General features: G+C 46.6%; 19 protein-coding genes. 17 read left to right on the forward strand and 2 right to left on the reverse strand.

Annotation, left to right across the window (positions count from 1 at the left end; all coding sequences use genetic code 11):
* Window positions 1-4: 4 nt before the first annotated feature.
* A complete protein-coding gene (gene spoVAE, locus DWW60_RS06540) occupies window positions 5-361 on the forward strand; it encodes a stage V sporulation protein AE (RefSeq protein WP_015533143.1) in 357 nt (118 codons plus the stop codon).
* Between the two features lie 64 nt (window positions 362-425).
* Here the strand turns inward: spoVAE and DWW60_RS06545 are convergent, their stop codons facing one another.
* Window positions 426-3,149 carry a transglycosylase domain-containing protein gene (locus DWW60_RS06545; RefSeq protein ID WP_117874702.1) on the reverse strand — a complete coding sequence of 908 codons (2,724 nt, stop codon included), beginning with the start codon at window positions 3,147-3,149 and terminating at the stop codon, window positions 426-428.
* 261 nt (window positions 3,150-3,410) lie between these two features.
* Here DWW60_RS06545 and DWW60_RS06550 point away from each other — a divergent pair, with 261 nt between their 5' ends.
* The 13 genes from DWW60_RS06550 to thiI all read left to right on the forward strand — a co-directional run bounded on the left by DWW60_RS06550 (window position 3,411) and on the right by thiI (window position 18,551).
* Window positions 3,411-3,722 carry a hypothetical protein gene (locus DWW60_RS06550; RefSeq protein WP_015533142.1) on the forward strand — a complete coding sequence of 104 codons (312 nt, stop codon included), beginning with the start codon at window positions 3,411-3,413 and terminating at the stop codon, window positions 3,720-3,722.
* Between the two features lie 92 nt (window positions 3,723-3,814).
* Entirely contained in the window at window positions 3,815-4,717 is a 903-nt protein-coding gene (gene gpr, locus DWW60_RS06555; RefSeq protein ID WP_015533141.1) for a GPR endopeptidase, read from the forward strand.
* 92 nt (window positions 4,718-4,809) lie between these two features.
* Window positions 4,810-5,970, forward strand: coding sequence for a stage II sporulation protein P (locus tag DWW60_RS06560; RefSeq protein ID WP_055144023.1), 1,161 nt, complete (start codon window positions 4,810-4,812; stop codon window positions 5,968-5,970).
* A gap of 135 nt (window positions 5,971-6,105) precedes the next feature.
* Window positions 6,106-7,920, forward strand: coding sequence for a translation elongation factor 4 (gene lepA / locus DWW60_RS06565; RefSeq protein ID WP_022217229.1), 1,815 nt, complete (start codon window positions 6,106-6,108; stop codon window positions 7,918-7,920).
* A 151-nt stretch (window positions 7,921-8,071) separates the two neighbouring features.
* Window positions 8,072-9,370: a radical SAM family heme chaperone HemW gene (hemW, locus tag DWW60_RS06570; RefSeq protein WP_015533138.1), complete on the forward strand. Its 1,299-nt coding sequence runs from the start codon at window positions 8,072-8,074 to the stop codon at window positions 9,368-9,370.
* Between the two features lie 153 nt (window positions 9,371-9,523).
* Entirely contained in the window at window positions 9,524-10,564 is a 1,041-nt protein-coding gene (gene hrcA / locus DWW60_RS06575) for a heat-inducible transcriptional repressor HrcA (protein WP_015533137.1), read from the forward strand.
* Between the two features lie 37 nt (window positions 10,565-10,601).
* Window positions 10,602-11,267 carry a nucleotide exchange factor GrpE gene (grpE, locus tag DWW60_RS06580; protein ID WP_015533136.1) on the forward strand — a complete coding sequence of 222 codons (666 nt, stop codon included), beginning with the start codon at window positions 10,602-10,604 and terminating at the stop codon, window positions 11,265-11,267.
* Between the two features lie 72 nt (window positions 11,268-11,339).
* Window positions 11,340-13,187, forward strand: coding sequence for a molecular chaperone DnaK (gene dnaK, locus DWW60_RS06585; protein WP_015533135.1), 1,848 nt, complete (start codon window positions 11,340-11,342; stop codon window positions 13,185-13,187).
* A gap of 26 nt (window positions 13,188-13,213) precedes the next feature.
* On the forward strand, window positions 13,214-14,371 hold the full coding sequence (dnaJ, locus tag DWW60_RS06590) for a molecular chaperone DnaJ (RefSeq protein ID WP_022217232.1): 1,158 nt from the start codon (window positions 13,214-13,216) through the stop codon (window positions 14,369-14,371).
* Between the two features lie 11 nt (window positions 14,372-14,382).
* Window positions 14,383-15,345 carry a 50S ribosomal protein L11 methyltransferase gene (gene prmA / locus DWW60_RS06595; protein WP_022217233.1) on the forward strand — a complete coding sequence of 321 codons (963 nt, stop codon included), beginning with the start codon at window positions 14,383-14,385 and terminating at the stop codon, window positions 15,343-15,345.
* Window positions 15,346-15,373: 28 nt separating this feature from the next.
* The gene (locus tag DWW60_RS06600; protein WP_117874704.1) at window positions 15,374-16,132 is read left to right on the forward strand and encodes a 16S rRNA (uracil(1498)-N(3))-methyltransferase; all 759 of its coding nucleotides are present in this window, start codon (window positions 15,374-15,376) and stop codon (window positions 16,130-16,132) included.
* Window positions 16,133-16,209: 77 nt separating this feature from the next.
* Window positions 16,210-17,355: a cysteine desulfurase family protein gene (locus DWW60_RS06605; RefSeq protein WP_117874706.1), complete on the forward strand. Its 1,146-nt coding sequence runs from the start codon at window positions 16,210-16,212 to the stop codon at window positions 17,353-17,355.
* A gap of 8 nt (window positions 17,356-17,363) precedes the next feature.
* Window positions 17,364-18,551 (forward strand): tRNA uracil 4-sulfurtransferase ThiI, encoded by a 1,188-nt coding sequence (gene thiI / locus DWW60_RS06610; protein ID WP_022217236.1) that lies wholly within the window; start codon window positions 17,364-17,366, stop codon window positions 18,549-18,551.
* Window positions 18,552-18,652: 101 nt separating this feature from the next.
* Here thiI and DWW60_RS06615 read toward each other — a convergent pair whose 3' ends face one another.
* Window positions 18,653-18,886 (reverse strand): HPr family phosphocarrier protein, encoded by a 234-nt coding sequence (locus DWW60_RS06615; protein ID WP_015533130.1) that lies wholly within the window; start codon window positions 18,884-18,886, stop codon window positions 18,653-18,655.
* 92 nt (window positions 18,887-18,978) lie between these two features.
* On the opposite strand from DWW60_RS06615, the gene mtaB reads away from it, so the two are divergent.
* From mtaB to ruvX, 3 genes are all read left to right on the forward strand, one after another.
* Window positions 18,979-20,337 carry a tRNA (N(6)-L-threonylcarbamoyladenosine(37)-C(2))-methylthiotransferase MtaB gene (gene mtaB, locus DWW60_RS06620; protein WP_022217237.1) on the forward strand — a complete coding sequence of 453 codons (1,359 nt, stop codon included), beginning with the start codon at window positions 18,979-18,981 and terminating at the stop codon, window positions 20,335-20,337.
* Between the two features lie 66 nt (window positions 20,338-20,403).
* Window positions 20,404-20,661, forward strand: coding sequence for an IreB family regulatory phosphoprotein (locus DWW60_RS06625; protein WP_022217238.1), 258 nt, complete (start codon window positions 20,404-20,406; stop codon window positions 20,659-20,661).
* Between the two features lie 14 nt (window positions 20,662-20,675).
* On the forward strand, window positions 20,676-21,125 hold the full coding sequence (ruvX, locus tag DWW60_RS06630; protein ID WP_015533127.1) for a Holliday junction resolvase RuvX: 450 nt from the start codon (window positions 20,676-20,678) through the stop codon (window positions 21,123-21,125).
* Window positions 21,126-21,136: the final 11 nt, after the last annotated feature.

Raw genomic sequence — 21,136 nt, forward strand, 5'->3', positions numbered from 1 at the left:
GTAAATGGATTATGTAAAAGCGTTTGTGGTTGGCGGAATAATATGTGTTCTTGCCCAGATATTGATGGACAAGACCAAGCTTCTTCCGGGAAGAATAATGGTCATACTCGTCTGTACGGGAGTTGTGCTTGGAGCGCTTGGAATATACAAGCCGCTTCTGGAATTTGCACAGTGCGGGGCATCGGTGCCGCTCACGGGATTTGGATATAATCTGTGGAAGGGCATAACTGAGGCGGTTGATAAGGATGGATTTATCGGACTGTTCCGCGGAGGCTTCCAGATGGCGGCGGTTGGAAGCTCGGCCGCACTGATATTTGGATATCTTGCATCGTTGATATTCAAGCCGAAGATGACAAAATAGAATAGAAGACAGGCAGGATATAAAAAGCCCCATCATACATTGAATTGTATGATGGGGCTTTCCGTCATTGAGTTGTATCGGTTGAATCATCCGAGCTTGGTTCCTCGGTTGTGGTTATCTCCGTTGAAGAGGTAGGTTCCTCTGACGTTGGTTCCTCAGTTGTAGGTTCCTCAGTCGTTGTAGGCTCCTCCGTTGTTGTATCCTCCGTTGTATCCTCCGATGTATCCTCGGTGGTCGTGGTTGCCTTGGTAGTTTTCTTTGTATCCTTCTTCTTGCCGTGGATGTTACAGTGCTCCTTGAGGAGTGATTCATCCCATGTGTAACCCTCAAGAACATATTCACCATCATCATTCAGCTTGTAGATGAAGGTTGTAGTCTCAGGACATTCCTTGTTGGCAAGCATGTGTGATTCGTTACATACGACAACCTTCTTGACACCTGGACAGTACTTTGTAGGAATCTTGGATGCGTCAAAGTAATCTGTTACGGTAGGACATCCATTCGATGGAAGAAGTCCTGTATCCGAACATACAGTGGCCTGTACGATTCCGTCCGGCATCTCAAATGTAGCTGATGTATCAAGTCCCTTCTTCTCAATGACCTGATCCATGATATCTCTCCACATATAGCACTTGATAGAACCAGGGCTGTATGTGATGTTCTCATCATTTCCAAGCCATATAGAAGCTGTGTAGTATGGGTTATAACCACAGAACCAGTTATCAAAATCACCTGATGTCGTACCTGTCTTACCTGCTGTATACATACCTGTGTAAGAGTTGGCACCTGAACCGGTACCTCCTGTTACAACATCGTGCATGGCACTTGTGAGAAGCCATGCTGTCTGCTCTGATATGACACGTGTCTTCTCAGGCTCCCTGTTGTCTATAAGAAGATTGCCGTCATGGTCATATACCTCTGTATAGAATACAGGCTTTATATAATTACCGCCATTTGCGATGGTGGCGTAAGCGGCTGTGATCTCAAGGTTTGTTATACCGTTTGTCAGACCACCGAGTGCAAGAGACTGGTTTATATCTGACAGGATGAGACCGTCGCTGTCTGTCTTTCTCTCAACAAGAGTTGTAAATCCAAGCTTCAGCAGATAGTCGTATGCGAGCTGTGGAGTTACATCTGTGATACACTTTACGGCTATGATATTCATAGATTCCATGATAGCGTATCTGATAGTCTTAAGTCCCCAGTAACCGCCGTACCAGTTGTATACAGGATTACCATTCTCATAGTTGTATGGTGCATCGTCATATACGGTTGCCAGAGACATATTACATGCCTCCAGTGCCGGGAGATATGCAGCAACGATCTTGAAGCAGGAACCAGGCTGTCTGGTCGCCTCAGTTGCACGGTTGAATGATCTGTTCTCAGTTTTCTCTCCTCGTCCTCCGACAAGTGCCTTGACCTGACCGGTGTTCTGATCCATGAGAGTGAATGATACCTGTGGCTGGATGACCAGCTTGAATGTCTCCATGAAGACCTCGTCGCCGGTTTTGGCAACCATTGCATCCTTGAACTGGTCAGCCGCAGCACGGGCATCATCCTCGCTGTAATATCTTGCGCTGTAGTCGTAGCCCTCCTGCTCTGTGAACCAGCTCTCAAGATTCTCCACGCTGTAGTTCGTCTGAACCTTTGTCTCCTTATCCGCAAGGGTGAGAGCGTAGTTGAGCTGATATACAGGCTCAGGCCAATAGGATGCATCATTTACAACTGAATCAGCGATCTCCTGAATATCAGGATCCTGACACACGATTACCTTGAGTCCGCCTGACCAGATCAATGTCTCAGCCTCATCCTCTGAGTAGCCCTTGGCAACCAGATCATTCTGAAGCTGCTTGATGACCTCATCAGTGTAGTATGAGTTGACCTCTGTCTTCTGCTCCTTTTCTTCCTTCTTAGATACGGAAGCGATACGCTTGTAAACATTATCGTTTATTGCCTCGTCATACTGTGCCTGTGTTATATACTCCAGATCCAGCATATATTTCAAAACCTGGGTTCTTCTGGATTTGTTGTCATCAGGCGACAGAAGAGGATCGTATTTGGTAGGGTTCTGCGGAATTGCTGCGAGCACGGCACACTCAGATACCGATAACTGGCTGAGCTCCTTGCCGAAGTAAGTCTTGGCAGCAGTCTCAACACCGTAGCAGCCCTCTCCGAGATATATGGTGTTCAGATAATACTCGACTATCGACTTCTTGTCGATCTTCTTCTCCATATCCACAGCCAGATACTGCTCCTGAACCTTACGTTCGAGCTTATCAAGGAAGGTTGACTCATTCAGTCCGACGTTGAACACGTTGTTCTTGATAAGCTGCTGTGTAAGAGTGGAAGCACCCTCATCGAAGTCTCCGCTTTTGAGACCCTTTATAAATGCTCTGGCGATACCCTGTACATCGATTCCGTTGTGCTCCCAGAAACGTCTGTCCTCTATAGCGACAAATGCATTCACAAGATCCTCAGGAATAGAGTCGTAATACACATACTCTCGGTTGGAGTTGGAATTGGCAAGTGTCGTGATCTCCTTTCCATTCTGGTATACAAGAGTTGTCTTGTATCCCTTAGGTATGAGAGCGTCAGCGTTGATGTTCGGCGTATCATCCAGAATACCCTTGAGGGCTCCAAATCCGGCTCCGACACCGACTATCACAATGGCGAGCACCAGCACCAGTATAATCTTAAACACAGAAATGTTAAGCTTACGCCGGTTTCTTGGAAGCTTGGATACCAGCTCCTTCTGAGCCTTCACCGCTCCCTTCTTAGTAAAATCCATAAAAAGACCTCCTTAAAACCTGGGGGATAGATCCCCGCTATTTAATTGTAAAAGTAAATTCTAAATAAGGGCAGACTACTGCCGTTAATATACACTTCAAATTAGTATATCAAATAACAGTATAATAATAAAGAAAAAAATATTGCAACAAAACAAAAATTAATAAACGTGAACGAAAAAATCAGAAAGAGTAAATTGACAACGGTATGATTCAAAAGCATAATAAATATAAAAAAGTGCAGAATAAACAGGAGAAGATATATGTTTGCATCAATAGACGAAGCGGTTGAATACTGGAAGGACGAGCTGTCATATGTGGACGACGCAAAGGTGACAGGATATGTGGGAGGCTACCCGGTGGTGGAATTTACCATCAACAAAGCCGCCTGGGGACTTGTTAAGGACAAGAAGAAATTTGGAAGGATCGTAAGATCATCGGAGATGGAGGGCGGAATAGAAGTCGGTGTGTCGACATGCTTTTATCAGACGGCATCCCTGGAGTGGGAGCCACCTGTACTCAGGGTGTGCGGATATCCTGAAGTGATCAACAGAATACTTGGCAAGGTAATGTAAGATTTACCGTGGAATGCCCCGGCGGATACATAAAAATGCATCCGCCGGGGTATTTTATTATACATGTAATGGGTTATGTAAGGAGGACGCATATGAATAGGGAGATACGTACGGATCTTGCGATAGAGCTCAGAGAAAATGTAGCCGACAGGAGAAATATGCCTGGGGTCAAGGTGAAGACGGTTGTGAATGAGGACAGGAGCATCAAGACCACCACCATAACGGTTCTGGATGAGATAGGGGAGAAAAATCTGGGAAAGGCAAAGGGACAATATATAACGATAGAGTGTTCCAAGCTTAAGGAATATGAGGAGTCCATACATGAACCTCTGAGGGCGGAGCTTGAGGGCAGACTCAGGGAGCTCATGGGGCATGCGGGAAATATACTGGTGGTCGGACTTGGCAACAGGCAGGTCACCCCGGATTCCATAGGCCCGCTGGTCATAGACAATCTGTATGTGACAAGGCACCTGGACACTCCGGGAAAGCCAGATCTGGTCATGAGTGCCATATGTCCGGGAGTCATGGCACAGACCGGAATAGAGACTGTGGATATAGTCAGGGGAATATGCGATGAGATAGACGTGGAGATCGTGGTTGCAATAGACGCCCTGGCGGCCAGAAGCAGCAAGAGACTCGGATGCACCATCCAGCTCACGGATACAGGTATAAGCCCCGGCTCCGGTGTCGGCAACAACAGAAAGACACTGAGCTCAGACAACCTTGGCAGACGCGTGATCGCAGTCGGTGTTCCGACAGTCATCTCCGTTCCATCCATCATAGACGATTCGCTGGATGAGGTGGCTGATGCATTTAACGAGACCTACGGGCGCAGGATCATGAGGGAGTTCACGGAGAAGCAGAGATACCAGATAGCGTGCAATCTTCTGGACGAGGATATGGCGGATATGTTCGTGACCCCGAAAAATATAGACGAGCTAGTGCGCCGCATCAGCTTTACGATATCTGAGGCGATAAATGCCATAGCGATGTAGAGAAAAATACAGGGAATCATTTGGCACGTACACTCATATATTTGAATAATGGATAACAGAGGCCATAGCATATTCAAAAGGGGTGGAAATGTATGTCGGACAGAAAGCTTCATACGAAGACTGTGTATATACTTGCGTGGGTGATTCTGGTGTGCGCGGGGATATTGATAAAGACCGGGATAACTGATGATGTGTGGAAGCTGGTGTATAGCGGGATATATGGCAGTTCTTCGGGTGAAACAGGCGAGAGTATATACAGCCCCGGTGCGGCTGAGCCGGATGTGTACTGTTACATGGATTACTGGGAATCTCAGGTCAGGGAGGTGTGCGAGGAGGGCAGGACATACCAGACGGAGGATGCGGATTCCGAAGGTGAGGCATCATCGCAGGCGGAGACTTCAGAGACTTCTGCGCCTGCCAGCACTGAGACCACAGAAGCTGCGCAGAGATCCGCTGATGCCAGGACTGTGTCGGCCATGGCGGATATAATGAGCTCTTATATAGGTATGGACGCAGATACACTCCTTTCATATTGTTATAACGCCACATACCCTAAGTGCGTAAAAAAAGACGAGCTGGATGCGGAAAATCTGCTCGGCAAAGATCTGTCGCTGGATATGGACACGGGCGGATACAAGGTTCTGATATATCACACCCACGGCTCTGAGGCATTTGCGGACTCAAGACCGGGCGAGGTTGACGACACGGTGATAGGACTTGGCAACCGCCTGGCGGAGATACTCACGGATACATATGGCATACCGGTGTACCACGACACCACGGCATATGACATGATGACAGGGGTTCTTGACAGGAACGCTTCCTATGATTATTCGAGGGAAGGTGTGTCACAGATACTTAAGGACAATCCTGAGATAGAGGTCATCATAGATCTCCACAGGGATGGTGTGCCGGATGACACACATCTGGTTACAGATGTGGATGGAAAGCCCACAGCACAGATCATGCTGTTAAATGGTATGTGCCGTGACGAGGATGGCAACGATGTGGACTATTGGAGCAATGACAACAAGGTCGACAACATGGCATTTGCACTTCAGACCTATCTGGCGGGCAGGGCAAATTACGGCGACATGATGCGCAAGATATACATAAGTACGAGCCGGTACAACATGGATCTCATGCCGCACGCCATGCTGGCAGAGATAGGCGCACAGACTAACACGGTGGAGGAGGAATACAACGCCATCGAACCATTTGCCGCAATGCTTGCAAAGGTGCTTCTGAAGTGAGGATTAAGTGGCATATTGGCACTTGCAGTTATATGCTCATACATGTTATATTAACGTCAAATGCGAGTAAGACAAGTATAAGAATAAAAGAGCCTGCACATACAAGGCGCGGGACATAGATAAGGATGTGAAAACATGGAGCATTTAGACCAGTCAAAGATAAGAAATTTCTGTATAATAGCGCATATAGATCACGGTAAATCAACACTTGCCGACAGGATCATAGAGAAGACCGGAACTCTGACCAGCAGGGAGATGCAGAATCAGGTTCTTGACAATATGGATCTTGAGAGGGAGCGTGGAATCACCATCAAGGCACAGTGTGTCAGGATCGTGTACAATGCCAATGATGGACAGGAGTACATATTCAATCTCATAGACACTCCGGGACATGTGGATTTCAATTATGAGGTATCTCGAAGTCTGGCAGCCTGTGAGGGAGCCATACTTGTGGTTGATGCCGCACAGGGCATAGAGGCGCAGACCCTGGCGAATGTATACCTGGCGCTGGATCATGACCTTGATGTCATGCCAGTCATCAACAAGATAGACCTCCCGTCAGCAGATCCGGAGAGGGTCGTGAACGAGATCGAGGATGTAATTGGAATAGAGGCACAGGATGCCCCAAGGATATCGGCAAAGAATGGGATTAATATAGAAGAAGTGCTTGAACAGATCGTGAAGAAGGTGCCGGCACCGCATGGTGACCCTGAGGCTCCACTCAAGGCACTTATATTCGACAGTCTGTATGACTCCTACAAGGGAGTTATCATATTCTGCCGATTATTTGACGGCTGCGTGAAGAAGGGAACCACCATAAGGATGATGGCCACCGGAGCTGAGGCTGAGGTGGTTGAGGTCGGAATATTCGGAGCGGGAAGATTTGTCCCATGTGATGAGCTGTCAGCCGGTATGGTTGGTTACATAACAGCCAGCCTTAAGAATGTACAGGATACCACAGTGGGAGATACAGTCACACAGGCGGACAGGCCATGTGACGAGGCGCTTCCTGGATACAAGAAGGCACAGCCTATGGTATACTGCGGACTCTATCCTGCGGATGGAGCAAAGTATCCGGATCTCAGGGATGCCCTTGAGAAACTTCAGTTAAATGATGCGGCGCTCAGCTTTGAGCCGGAGACATCCATAGCACTGGGCTTTGGTTTCCGATGTGGTTTCCTTGGACTGCTTCACCTTGAGATAGTTCAGGAGCGACTGGAGAGGGAGTTCAATCTTGATCTGGTAACCACAGCGCCAGGCGTTGTATATAAGGTACATACCACAGATGGGAATGTGATAGAGCTCACCAATCCGTCGAATCTGCCGGATCCATCCACCATAGAGTACATGGAGGAGCCATTTGTCGATGCGGAGATCATGGTCACAACAGAGTATGTGGGTGCCATCATGCAGCTCTGCCAGGAGAGACGAGGCGTGTACAAGAGCATGGAGTACATGGAGGAGACAAGAGCGCTTCTCAAGTACGACCTCCCACTGAACGAGATCATATACGATTTCTTTGATGCACTTAAGTCGCGTTCAAGGGGCTATGCTTCATTTGACTATGAGATGAAGGGCTATGTCCGCTCAGAGCTTGTGAAGCTGGACATCCTTATCAATAAGGAAGAGGTCGATGCACTCTCATTTATCATACACAAGGATACAGCGTATGAAAGGGGCAGAAAGATGTGCGAGAAGCTCAAGGACGAGATCCCGAGACATCTGTTCGAGATCCCGATCCAGGCGGCCATAGGCGGCAAGGTAATAGCCCGCGAGACAGTCAAGGCCATGAGAAAGGATGTCCTTGCCAAGTGCTACGGCGGAGATATATCCAGAAAGAGAAAGCTCCTTGAAAAGCAGAAGGAAGGAAAGAAGCGAATGAGACAGGTGGGCAATGTGGAGATACCACAGAAGGCATTTATGTCTGTCCTGAAGCTTGATGAGGAATAGAAAAGACCGGGAACACAGTGACACGGTTATATTAAATAAGAAATAATAGAATCGTAGAAAAGCCGTTAATGAGAGCATTCTGACAGGAGCATTCTTAGTAGCGGCTTTTTTCATGCGGTGACGATATTTGAAATAAAAAGGAAGGATACTAATGATAGATATAATAAATACCGAAAATTCAGATCGGGATTTCGGCGATGCAAATAATGACGAAGTTTTAGAGTCATATGAGAAGAAGCCGCTCAGCATATACATACATATCCCATTCTGTGTGAAGAAATGTGCATACTGCGACTTCCTGTCATTTCCGGTGGGGGCAGCCTGCATGTCGGGATATGGAGTGTACCGTGAGAAATACATCGAAGCCCTGTGCGAGGAGCTGAAAAGCTACTCGTATTTGGCGGAGACCCACAAGGTCAGGACAATATACATAGGAGGCGGAACCCCATCCATACTGGAGCCGGACGAGATCACACTTGTAATGACGACGGTGAGGAAGCTGTTCGATGTCGCAGAGGATGCGGAGATAAGCATAGAGGTAAATCCGGGCACCCTGACCAGCCGTAAGGCAGCAGAATATATAGCAAATGGCATAAACAGGATGAGCATAGGCCTTCAGTCCGCACAGAAAAATGAGCTGGAAGCTCTGGGCAGGATACACAATTATGACCAGTTCCTCGCCGCATTTGACATGGCTAGGGAGGCCGGATTTCGCAATATAAATATAGACCTGATGTCAGACATACCGGGACAGACCATGAGGTCATATCTGGACACCCTTGACAAGGTATTAAGGTGTAAGCCGGAGCACATATCGTCCTACAGCCTCATAGTGGAGGACGGAACTCCTCTGGCAGCAGATGAGAACCTGCTGTCACAGATCCCGGATGAGGACGTGGACAGGCAGATGTACGACATAACAAATAAGCTCTTAGGCACCGGCGGCTACCACAGATACGAGATATCCAATTACGCCAAAGCTGGCTACGAGTGCAGACATAACATAGTCTACTGGACCCTCGGGGAATACATAGGAATCGGAATCGGAGCAGCGTCCTTCCTGTACGGCAGACGCTACACCAACACATCCAGTCTGGAAGACTACATAGACGGCATGGCAAGACACAGGGAGCTCATGACATTCGGAGATCACGTCGCAAATTCGGGTAAGGCAAGAGATATAATAGAACACATGCGCAATGTGGAAGAAGAACTTGACGCAGACAGGCTGATGGAGGAATATATGTTCCTCGGCCTGCGTATGATATCCGGTGTGAGTGCAGAAAAATTCAACGACTACTTTGGACACTCCATCTACGACATATACGGCTCCGTCATAGATAAATACAAGTCCACCGGCCACCTCGAAGATGACCACGGCCTGATCCGCCTCACAAAAAAAGGCATCGACGTAAGCAACACGATCCTGGCGGACTTCTTAATAGAATAATACTGGCACGACCGTCCTTCAAAACATAAAAAAAACACAAAAACATTCGTTATTTTGTTGACAAAAGGGGGCGGCAGTGTTAGATTATGTTTAGTGGTTAGCACTCGGATATGTTGAGTGCTAATAAGACTAAAAGCAAAAAGGAATGAGAGTATGGAACTTGACGAGAGAAAAGTCAGAATTCTAAAAGCGATCGTTTCGAATTACCTGGAGACTGGAGAGCCCGTTGGATCGAGAACCATTTCCAAGCTGGCCGACATGAATGTCAGCCCGGCTACCATAAGAAATGAGATGTCAGATCTTGAGGACATGGGTTTTATATGCCAGCCACATGCATCGGCAGGAAGAGTTCCGACGGATGCAGGTTACAGGTTTTATGTTGACAGCATCATGGCAGACAGGAATGAAGAGAAAGCAGAGAATCAGACAGAGAGAGAGAATCTGCTGCAGAGAGTTGATAAGCTTGAGAAGCTTCTCAAGCAGGTGGCAAAGGTGCTTGCGACTAACACTCAGTACGCAACACTGGTTACGATGCCACAGTACAACAACACAGTAAAGTTCATCCAGTTGTCACAGGTTGATGAGACCACATTGCTGGCGGTCATCATGGTTGATGGCAATATAGTCAAGAATAAGCTGATCAAGACGACGTACAGCCTGAAGAATGAAGATATTTTAAAATTTAATATTCTGCTAAATACCTTCCTTCAGGGCGCGGCACTTCAGGATATCAATCTTGAACTTATACAGACCATGAAGGTTCAGGCAGGTGAATATGCAGAGATCCTTGAGACGATATTCCAGGGAATCATGGAGGCGATCCATGAGGCCGATGATCTCAAGGTTTATACCAGTGGAGCAACGAATGTACTCAAGTACCCTGAGTTGGCGAACACGTCATCCGCAGAGAAGCTGCTCGGAACACTGGAAGACATAGAGGACAAAGAAGAATTTGCAAAACATGTGGAGGATGTGATCCAGCAGGACAGCGACATACAGATCCTGATAGGACAGGAGAACAGCGATGAAAACCTGAAGGACTGCTCCCTTGTAACAGCAACATACAAGATGCCGGAGGGTGCAAAAGGAACGATAGGAATAATCGGACCGAAGAGGATGGATTACAAGAAAGTTGTGAGCATGCTCAAGGAACTCACCGGAGAGCTTGATGACATATTTAACAACAATGGATAGACAGATAAGATTATAACGATGAATAGGAGGATATGTAATGGCTGATAGCAATAACAGTACTGCATCCGACAAGAAGGTTAAGACAGAGCAGACAGCAGCCGAGACCATAGTTGGAGATGCTTCAGCAGAGATAAAGGATGGCGTTGAGTCAGAAGTCAAGGTCGATGAGACCGTTGACGTTCCGGAGGAGCAGGCAGAGGCTGCAAAGCCACAGCATGTTGCAAAGGAGAACAGACGTGGAGGCAAGGCTCTCCGTGAGGAGAACGAGAAGCTCAAGGAACGCTGCAAGGATGCAGAGACAAAGTACACAAGACTTCTTGCGGAGTGTGAGAACATCCGCCAGAGAAATGAAAAAGAGTCAGGCAAATTGTACGACATAGGTGCAAAGGGAGTTCTTGAGAAGCTCCTTCCTGTGGTAGACAATTTTGAGAGAGCAATGGCAGCCATTCCTGATGAGGATAAGGACAGACCATTCGAGTCGGGAGTTGCAAATATATATAAGCAGCTTATGACGTCATTGGAAAGCATAGGTGTAAAACCTATGGATTGCGCCGGGGAACAGTTTGATCCTACATTCCACAATGCAGTGATGCATGTAGAGGATGACAACTACGAAGAGAATGTAATCGTTGAAGAGATGCAGAAGGGTTACATGTACAAGGATCAGGTGCTCAGATTTAGCATGGTAAAGGTAGCAAATTAAACTTCATAAGAAGGACCCACGGAGTGGGAGATTTCTTAATATTGTAAATTTTTTTTCTAGGAGGAAAAGACAATGGGTAAGATTATAGGTATTGACTTAGGTACAACAAATTCATGTGTAGCAGTTATGGAAGGTGGTAAGCCTGTAGTTATAGCTAACTCAGAGGGTATGAGAACAACACCTTCAGTAGTAGGTTTCCTGAAGACAGGAGAGAGAGTAGTAGGTGAGCCTGCAAAGCGTCAGGCAGTTACAAACGCAGATAAGACAATTTCATCTATCAAGCGTCACATGGGATCAGATTACAGAGTAGAGATAGATGGCAAGAAGTATTCACCACAGGAGATTTCAGCAATGATCCTTCAGAAGCTGAAGTCAGATGCAGAGGGATACTTAGGAGAGAAGGTTACAGAGGCAGTTATCACAGTTCCTGCTTACTTCTCAGATGGACAGAGACAGGCAACAAAGGATGCCGGTAAGATCGCAGGTCTTGATGTAAAGCGTATCATCAACGAGCCTACAGCAGCAGCTCTTTCATATGGTCTTGACAACGAGCAGGAGCAGAGAATCATGGTTTACGATTTAGGTGGTGGTACATTCGATGTATCTATCATTGAGATCGGTGAGGGTGTCATCGAGGTTCTTGCAACAGCCGGCGATAACAAGCTCGGTGGTGATGACTTCGATAACGCAATTACACAGTATATGCTTGATGAATTCAAGAAGGCAGAGGGCATCGACCTTTCAGGCGATAAGATGGCTATGCAGAGATTAAAGGAAGCAGCAGAGAAGGCAAAGAAGGAGCTGTCATCAGCTACAACAACCAACATCAACCTTCCTTTCATCACAGCAAACCAGGATGGACCAAAGCATTTCGATATGAACCTTACAAGAGCTAAGTTCGATGAGCTTACAGCAGATCTTGTAGACAGAACAAAGGGCCCTGTTAACACAGCACTTGCTGATGCAGGACTTACAGCAGCAGACCTTGACAAGGTACTTCTTGTCGGTGGTTCAACCCGTATCATAGCAGTACAGGAAGAGGTTAAGAGACTTACAGGTAAGGAGCCATTCAAGGGAATCAACCCTGATGAGTGTGTTGCTATCGGTGCTTGTATCCAGGGTGGTAAGCTTGCCGGAGATGCCGGTGCAGGCGAGATCCTTCTTCTGGATGTTACACCACTTACACTTTCAATCGAGACAATGGGTGGTATAGCTACTCACCTTATCGAGAGAAATACAACAATCCCTACAAAGAAGAGCCAGATCTTCTCAACAGCACAGGATAATCAGGATGCCGTTGATATCAACGTAGTACAGGGTGAGAGACAGTTCGCAAAGGACAACAAGAGTCTTGGCAGATTCAGACTTGATGGTATCGCTCCAGCAAGACGTGGAGTTCCACAGATCGAGGTTACATTCGATATCGATGCAAATGGTATCGTAAATGTATCAGCAAAGGATCTCGGAACAGGAAGAGAGCAGCACATTACTATCACATCAGGAACATCACTTTCAGATGATGATATCGATAGAGCAGTTAAGGAAGCAGCAGAGTACGAGGCTCAGGATAAGAAGCGTAAGGAAGGCATCGAGGCAAGAAATGAGGCAGATGCACTTGCATTCCAGACAGAGAAGGCACTCGGCGAGGTAGGAGATAAGCTTTCAGATTCTGACAAGGCTGGCGTAAAGGCAGATCTTGACTCCTTAAGAGCAGCAATAGACAGCACAGATGCAGAGAATATGAGCGATGCAGATGTAGATAAGATCAAGGCTGCAAAGGATAAGCTGATGGAGAGCGCACAGAATCTGTTCTCAAAGCTCTATGAGCAGAACGGTCCTGGAGCAAACGCAGGAACAGGTGCAGGCACACCTGATTACTCAGATGGCGATGTTGTAGATGGAGATTTCACAGAGGTTTAATATATAGAGGATGAAAGGTAAAGGCTATGGCAGAGACAAAGACCGATTATTATGAAGTCCTTGGTGTAACCAAGGGAGCCTCTGAAGCCGAGATCAAAAGGGCATACCGAGTGGTAGCAAAAAAATACCACCCGGATATGAACCCTGGTGATGAAGAGGCTGCAGAGAAATTCAAAGAAGCAGCTGAAGCTTATTCAGTCCTCAGTGACCCTGAGAAACGTGCAAAGTATGATCAGTTTGGCCATGCAGCATTCGACCAGAACGGCGGCGGTGCCGACGGATTTGGTGGATTTGACTTCGCAGACATGGGAGATATCTTTGGAGATATATTCGGAGATATGTTCGGTGGCGCAAGCCGTCAGAGAAATACAAATGGCCCTATGAAGGGCGCAAACATCAAGACCACCATCAGAGTAGCCTTTGAGGAGGCTATATTCGGAACCCAGAAGGAGCTTGAGCTCCCACTGAAGGATGAGTGTGATGTATGTAAGGGAACCGGTTCACAGCCGGGACACCAGCCGGAGGTCTGCGGCAAGTGCGGCGGTAAGGGCCAGATAGTGACAACACAGCAGTCACTTTTTGGAGTTGTACGTAATGTTCAGACATGTCCTGATTGTAGTGGATCTGGTAAGATCATCAGATACAAGTGCAGCAACTGTGCAGGAACAGGATATGTAAAGAGCAGAAAGAAGATACAGATAGCTATTCCACCAGGAGTAGACAATGGTACTAACATCCGAATCAAAGGAAAGGGTGAGCCTGGTATCAACGGTGGTGAGAGAGGAGATCTTACAGTTACCATACTTGTTGATCGTCATCCAAACTTCCAGAGACAGGAGTACAATCTGTATTCATCAGAGCCTATCACATTTACACAGGCAGCACTTGGTGGAGTTATCAAGATCAACACCATCGAAGGAGAGGTTGATTACACCATACCACCAGGAACACAGACAGATACACGTATAAAGCTGAAGGGCAAAGGAGTACCTAACCTCAAGAACCCAACTCAGCGAGGCGATCACTATGTAACACTTGTTGTACAGGTGCCGGAGAAGCTCACAGAGGAGCAGAAGAAGATCCTAAATCAGTATGAGCAGGCAACACTTGTAGAGACAAGACCTGCAACAGATTCAGCAGGACCATTTACATTTGGCGATCACAAGAGAAGAAAGAAAAAGTAGGTATAAAATATATGAAATGGACGAAGCTCACAATAGATACAACATGTGAAGCTGAAGACCTCATAAGCGCCTTCCTCGAAGAGGAAGGCGTTTTGGGTGTTCAGATAGAAGATAATATTCCCCTCACTGAGGAGGAGATGGAGACGATGTTTGTCGATCTCCTGCCGGATGATATGCCGGAAAATGATGGAACTGCAAAGGTGTCCTGTTTCCTTGACGATACATTTGACGTGCAGGAGATAAAGGATAAGGTGGCTGCAGAGATCAGGAGGCTGTCAGAGTTTCTTCCTGTCGGAACAGGCAAGATAACCGAGAGTGAGACGAAGGAAGAGGACTGGAGAGACAACTGGAAGGCCTACTTCAAGCCATTCAGACTGTATGACAATATCATCATCAAGCCAACCTGGGAGGAAGTGCCGGAGGATGCAACGGATGAGGATATAGTTATTGAGATAGATCCCGGAACAGCATTTGGAACAGGTTCCCATGAGACCACGAGACTGTGCATAGGCCAGCTCAAGAAGTACATGAAGGATGGAGATGAGATACTCGATGCCGGAAGCGGAAGCGGTATCCTGTCATTTGTTTGCAATAAGCTGGGTGCAAAGCATGTTCTCGGTATAGACATAGATCCGATCGCTGTTGATGTGGCGGGAGAGAACAGAGATGTGAACCATATTCCTGCCGAGGCTGTGGAATTCAAGTGCGGAAATGTCCTTGAGGACCAGAAACTGGTAGAGTCAATAGGCGCAAATTATGATATAGTAGTTGCAAATATCCTTGCAGACGTTATAATTCCAATGTCGGCTGTAGTTCAGAAGTTTATGAAGGATGATGGTATTTTTATATCATCGGGCATTATAAACATAAAAGAGGATGAGGTCAGACAGGCTCTTCTTGACAATAACTTTGATATCGTAGATACTGTCTACATGAATGACTGGGTAAGCTTTGTCGCAAAAAAGCATGTATGAACCAGCGTGTGAGAGGAAATAATCAAATATGAACAGATTCTTTGTAGACGTAGATGGCAGAGATATAGGAACAGATATAAGCATAACAGGCGGAGACGTTAACCATATAAAGAACGTTCTCCGCCTTAAAGTGGGTCAGGAGATAACTGTCAGTAACGGCAGAGGAAGAGATTATACGTGCAGTATATCGGAGCTTGGCAGAGACGAGGTTCTGTGCCACGTCGAGGATGTGAATGATAACTTTGCAGAGCTTCCGGTGGAGGTTACCCTGTTTCAGGGATATCCAAAGTCGGATAAGATGGATCTTATAGTACAGAAGATGGTGGAGCTCGGTGTCTGCCGGATAGTTCCGGTATTCACTGCGCGCACCATAGTGAAGCTTGATGCAAAGAAGGTTGCAAAGAAGACTGAGAGATGCCGGATCATAGCGGAGTCTGCTGCAAAACAGTCCGGAAGGGGAATCGTCCCTGAGATCACGGAGCCGGTAACATTTGCACAGGCGATAGAGATGGCGAAGACTCTTGATATGAATATAATTCCATATGAGGAGGCGGAGGGACTTGCAAAGTCCAGACAGATCATCGCTGATGTGACAGCACCGTCCTCTGCCCGCAGAAGTCTGGGGGTATTCATAGGCCCGGAGGGTGGCTTTGCCAGGGAAGAAGTGGAACAGGCAATGGTGGCCGGGGCGGAATGTATAACTCTTGGACACAGGATACTGCGCACTGAGACGGCCGGACTGGCGGTTATGTCGATCATCATGTTCAGTGCCGACAGGGACAATTAGAACAATATTGTAGAGATTAGTGAAAGAAAGAAGCTTGAAGCCGGACGTATATCGGTTTCGGAATGGTGGAAGACAACATGGAAGCATATTTTGACAATTCAGCGACCACCCCGGTTTATCCAGAGGTGAGAGATCTTGTGGTAAAGTTAATGGAACAGGACTATGGCAATCCGTCATCACTGCACCAGAAGGGTGTGGATGCGGCCAGATACGTGAGCGATGCCAGGGATAAGATAGCCAGGCTGCTCAAGGTTCAGGCGAAGGAGATCGTGTTCACATCGGGAGGAACAGAATCCAACAACATGGCTCTGATAGGAGGCGCACTTGCCAACAGGAGAGCGGGCAACAAGATCATAACAACAGCAGTTGAGCATGCCTCAGTCGGCAGTCCGCTGACATTCCTTGAGGATATGGGCTTTGATGTTGTCAGGATCCCGACTGGAAGCGATGGTGTGGTAGATGTTGACCGGTTGGTAGATGAGGTCGACGACGACACGATCATAGTGTCAGTCATGTACGTCAACAATGAGATAGGAGCTGTCATGCCGGTGGAAGACATTGCCAGACGTATAAAGGAGAAGAATCCGAGTGTACTCTTCCATGTGGATGCCATACAGGCATTTGGCAAATATGTGATATACCCGAAGCGTATGGGAATAGACATGATGTCCATAAGCAGCCATAAATTCCACGGACCAAAGGGCGTTGGAGCACTGTTCATAAAGGACAGAGTCAAGGTCAAGCCTGTGATATACGGTGGAGGCCAGCAGGGCGGAATGCGGTCAGGAACAGAGAATGTACCGGGAATAGCCGGAATGGCACTGGCTGCCGAGATGACCTACAGAGATCTCGATGCAAATGTAGCGCACATGAGAGAACTCAAGGAACATCTTATAGATGAACTCACACAGATAGACGATGTGTACAGTAATTCCGGGGATGCACCCCATATAGCCAGCATAACCTTCAAGGGAGTGCGAAGTGAGGTCATGCTTCATGCTCTGGAAGAGAAGGGCATATATGTCTCATCCGGTTCAGCATGTTCGTCGAATAAACATTCCACAAGCAGCACGCTGAAGGCCATAGGTCTGCCACCTGAGAAGCTTGAGTCCACACTGAGATTCAGTTTTTCACCGGAGAATACAATGGAACAGATAGATTATGCAGTCGAGTGCTGCAAGGAACTTTTACCGATACTCAGAAGATATGTGAGGAAGAAATAGGAGGAAATATGCAGTACAAGGCATTTATGATAAAGTATGCCGAGATAGGCACAAAGGGAAAGAACAGATATATATTTGAAGACATACTCTGCAAGAACATCAACAGAAAGCTGAAGCCTTACGGAGATTTCTATATCCGCAAGGAGCAGGGAAGAATATTCGTTGAGTGCAAGTCGGATTACGACTATGAGGATGTGGTAAATGCCCTTGGAAAGGTATTTGGTATTGTTGGAATATGCCCTGTTGTGGTTGAGGAGAACACAGAGTTTGAGAACCTCAAGCAGAAGGTAATAGATTATGTTGAAAAGGCGTACGACAGAAAGAACTTCACATTCAAGGTGTTCACCAGAAGAAATGACAAGACATATCCTATGACTTCCATGGAGGTAAGCGCCGAGCTTGGACATTTCCTCCTTGAGGCGTTCCCTGATCTTGCAGTGGATGTGCACTCACCTCAGGAGATAATCAATGTGGAGATCAGAAAGGTAGCATATATCTATTCGATCACCATACCTGGCCCGGGAGGACTGCCGGTTGGAACGAACGGCAGAGGAATGGCACTTCTGTCAGGCGGTATAGACAGCCCTGTTGCGGCATATATGATAGCCAAGAGAGGAGTTGTTGTGGAGGCAGTATATTTCCACGCACCTCCTTTCACAAGCGAGAGAGCAAAGCAGAAGGTTATAGATCTGGCATGTCTTGTGGCCGACTACTCAGGAGCCATCAGACTCCATGTTGTCAACTTTGCCGATGTACAGATGGCAATATACGACAACTGTCCTCATGAGGAGCTTACGATCATCATGAAGAGATACATGATCAAGATAGCGGAGGAGCTGGCTGAGAAGAATGACTGTCAGTGTACGATAACAGGAGAGAGCATAGGCCAGGTTTCAAGCCAGACTGTGTTCAGCCTGAACGTTATCAACCAGGTCAGCACCATGCCGGTGTTCAGACCATGTATAGGTATGGATAAGCAGGAGATAGTAGACATATCAGAGAAGATCGGAACATACGAGACATCTATACTGCCATACGAGGATTGCTGTACGACATTTGTTGCAAAGCATCCGGTTACACATCCGGTTCTCTCTGCGATAGAGAAGTCGGAGGCAAAGCTCACAGGAATCATCGAGCCATTGTACCGCAAGGCTGTAGATACGGCAGAGGTCGTTATGTGTCGCGCAAAGCAGTAAAACAATATAAAACAGTGATAAAAGACAACAAAAAAGAGATGCTTCATAATAAGCATCTCTTTGATTATCAGATCCATATAACATACGGGGCAGAATAAATACTATTCTGCAAGGTATGGCTTCAGAGTAGCCATGATCTCATCGATACCGCTCTCTGCATGAATGTTAAGTTCGATAGGCTTTGAGATATCAAGACTGAAAATACCCATGATTGACTTTGCATCAATTACGTAACGTCCTGATACGAGGTCGAATTCTGCGTCAAATTTCGCAATGTCATTGCAAAAGCTCTTGACCTTATCGATTGAGTTTAAAGAAATCTTAACTGCTGTCATAAATAGTCCTCCTAACCCTTGTAAGTTTTTTATGTACTGTCATTATTATATTTTTATAGAATACAAAAGTCAATATAAGGAGTGTAAAATACATGCTAAAAGGAATGTCTGTGGCTGCCACAACACTTGGCTGCAAAGTCAATCAGGCGGAGACTGACAGCATGCTCGACATGCTGAAGGCTGCCGGTGCAAATATAGTGGAATTTGACGAAAAAGCAGATATATATATAGTAAATACCTGTTCTGTGACCAATATTGCGGACAAAAAATCAAGGCAGATGCTTCACAGAGCCAGAAAGATGAATCCTGATGGAATAGTGATAGCCGCAGGATGCTATGTGCAGTCAGCCAGAGAGATTCTCGAGCAGGATGAAGCTATAGATATAGTAATAAGCAACAATAAGAAGAAAAGTATCACAGAAATAGTTAATGATTATATTAATGTGAGAAACAATGGAAAAAATGCCCCGGGTAAAGATCATGAAGCCATGGAATACTTCGTGGATATATCCAGAGAGACTGAGTACGAGGAGATGGGCGGCCATGTCCCTGTGGGACACACAAGGGCATATGTCAAGATCCAGGACGGCTGCAATCAGTTCTGCTCATACTGCATAATCCCGTATGTAAGAGGAAGGATAAGAAGCAGAAGCCAGGAGGCGATCCTTGCAGAAGTATCAGAGCTTGCGGAGGCAGGAATAAAAGAAGTTGTGCTTACCGGTATACACATATCGTCATATGGCAAAGATAAGAATAATGAGGGAGCACTTATAGAGCTTATAGAGGCTATCTCAAAAATCAAAGGAATCAAGAGAATAAGGCTTGGTTCACTTGAGCCGGGGATAATAACAGAGGAGTTTGTGGAGAGAATTTCATCCAATTCGAAAGTATGTCCACACTTCCATCTGAGCCTGCAGAGTGGCTGTGATTCAGTGCTCAAGAGAATGAACAGAAAGTATACTTGCAAGCAATACTTTGAAAAATGTGACATGCTGAGAAAGGCGTATAAGTCCCCTGCGCTCACCACGGATGTGATAGTGGGCTTCCCGGGAGAGACTGAGGAAGAATTTGCAGAGACTGTAAGATATCTGACGGAGCTCAATCTGTATGAGATGCATATATTCAAGTATTCTCCGAGAAAGGGAACAGTCGCTGCCGCCATGAAAGAGCAGGTTGCCCCTGAGATAAAGAATGAGCGAAGCGATGTGCTGCTTAAGCTTGCCCATGACAACAAGACCGCATATGAAGCCCAGTTTGAGGGCTGTGAGCTTGAAGTCCTGGTGGAAGAGGTTGTAAAGAAGGACAATAAGACATATCTCAGAGGACATACGGAGAGATACATGGATATACTCATAGATGTGGGCGACATATCCATGCCGGAGAGTTTTGTGAACAGCTTTGTGTATGTGACATATACCCAAAATGGGGGAAACCTTCCTTTACTTTTGTAGTTTTTTATATTAGAATAGGAATGTTAATTGGCTCATGAGATAATAACAAGATGAGGACGTGATTTGATGAATAACGAAAGTACACAGAATATTGTTCCAATCAAGGACGCGACAGTGGACGTACGCGAGATAATTGGAGAAGTATACGATGCACTTACCGAGAAAGGATATAATCCGGTAAGCCAGGTTGTTGGGTACATAATGAGCGGTGACCCGACATATATCACAAGCTACAAGAATGCGCGAAGCCTGATCATGAAGGTGGAGAGAGACGAGATCATTGAGGTTTTACTTGAGGACTATATCAAGAATAACCTCGTGTAAAGGAAAAGAATAGTATGAGAATATTGGGACTTGACTATGGAACCAAGACGGTGGGAGTTGCCGTGAGCGATCCGCTCAAGATGACTGCCCAGCCGCTGGAGACGATAGAGAGAAAGTCGGCGAACAAGCTGAGACAGACACTTGCCCGCATAGAGGCCATACTTGAAGAGTATGGAGCGGCAGGAGAGCGCGACCGCATAGAGCTGATAGTGCTTGGCTACCCGAAGAACATGAACAATTCAGAGGGAGACAGATGCGAGGCCACCCAGGCATTCAAGGAAGATCTTGAGCGCAGAACAGGACTTGAGGTTGTTCTGTGGGATGAGCGCCTTACCACTGTGGAGGCAGAGCGGATCCTTATGGACAGCGGAGTGAGAAGAGAGAACAGGAAGACGTACATAGACAAGATGGCGGCTGCGGTCATACTGCAGAACTATCTTGATGCGAAGTGCAGCAGTCTGTGATAGACACAGAC

Source organism: Coprococcus sp. AF16-22 (assembly GCF_003461545.1).
Classification (GTDB): Bacteria; Bacillota; Clostridia; order Lachnospirales; family Lachnospiraceae; genus Coprococcus; species Coprococcus aceti.